Annotated in this window: 2 protein-coding genes; one reads left to right on the forward strand and one right to left on the reverse strand. The window is 51.5% G+C overall.

Annotation, left to right across the window (positions count from 1 at the left end):
- Positions 1-152 precede the first annotated feature (152 nt).
- Positions 153-386: a hypothetical protein gene (locus tag ACOCD2_RS21085; RefSeq protein ID WP_293650401.1), complete on the forward strand. Its 234-nt coding sequence runs from the start codon at positions 153-155 to the stop codon at positions 384-386.
- 73 nt (positions 387-459) lie between these two features.
- Here the strand turns inward: ACOCD2_RS21085 and ACOCD2_RS21090 are convergent, their stop codons facing one another.
- On the reverse strand, positions 460-987 hold the full coding sequence (locus ACOCD2_RS21090) for a universal stress protein (RefSeq protein ID WP_293653661.1): 528 nt from the start codon (positions 985-987) through the stop codon (positions 460-462).
- Positions 988-1,144 lie beyond the last annotated feature (157 nt).

A 1,144-nucleotide genomic window follows, 5' to 3' on the forward strand; every position in this document is an offset into this window, starting at 1 on the left:
GAGCAGGATGCAGCAATCAGCGTATAGAACAAGCTCTAACGGGCAGTATGAACAAAATAGCAACTTTATTTCACCCGAAAATATACGGTGGAACAATGTTGCTTACTCTAAACTCTAGGTATTGTTACTAATTGATCTAAAAGGAGTAATAAATGCCCTATTTTACTTATGAAGTCATCACCCACCCGGAATCAGGAGCGAGACTGCTCACGCATATCGAAACCTATCCCAAGTACCGGGAAGCCAAACTGCGGGTAAAGGAAGAGCGGGACAAACACCCGGATCGGGATCCCCAGGAATTCAGGCTGGTTTTTGCCAAAAACACTGTGGAAGCAGAGAAACTGCTCAGCATTCCCCGGGATGAGCGCGTCATCGGCGATATCTGACAGGATGTGAAAAAGCCCACGGAAGGGTTTCCTTCTTCACCTCGAAAAAAACTGTCCGAAACCGTATCTACAATTATTCGGCCAGCCGCACTACGAACACATCACAGCGCGCACTGTGAACAATGGCCACAGCCGTTGAGCCCAGCAGCTTCGCAATGCCATGCCTGCCATGAGAGCCCACCACGATCAGGTCGACTTTCTGAGCCTCCGCATAGGAAAGTACCGCGCTTTTCGGTGTTCCCCAGAGCACATCATGCTGAACATCCGCATAATCCAGACTTTTCGCCAGTTGCTCCATTCTCAATACCGCCTGGTCATGGATCTGCTGATCCAGTTCTGCAAATTCTCCCGGATCGATCATCAGGGGGTCATAGCCGAGATCCGGGTAGAAGCTGTTCTCCACCGCGTGAATCAGCGATAGTTTTGAATCATGCAGCCGCACCAGTTCAAGCGCCCGCGCCAGCGCCAGCGCCAGCGCATGACTGGAATGTGGCGTAAAGTCCAGCGCAACCAGTATATGCCTGTAAGGATCCGGTTTCCTGTTCGCCAGTTCGACAGGATCCTCTGTCGTTGGGGAGACGTCCTCCCTGCCCTCCCGCAACCAGTCCCAGGCATCCTGAATGCTGTTCTTGTAAAAAAGTAACTACTCACCCCTATCAGCATAGAGCTGTCCCGAAAAGGCCATTTGAATGGCGACCAGCGGATTGTATCCCTGATTTGCCATGGTCTGCAGGTAACTGGAGATGCGGCAATAGGCC

This window comes from Thiolapillus sp. (assembly GCF_048562965.1).
GTDB lineage: Bacteria > Pseudomonadota > Gammaproteobacteria > Chromatiales > Chromatiaceae > Thiolapillus > Thiolapillus brandeum_A.

What these genes read in the sequence shown, in the direction of transcription:
- ACOCD2_RS21085 (WP_293650401.1), top strand. Translation starts at nt 153, where the DNA reads ATGCCCTATTTTACTTATGAAGTCATCACCCACCCGGAATCAGGAGCG.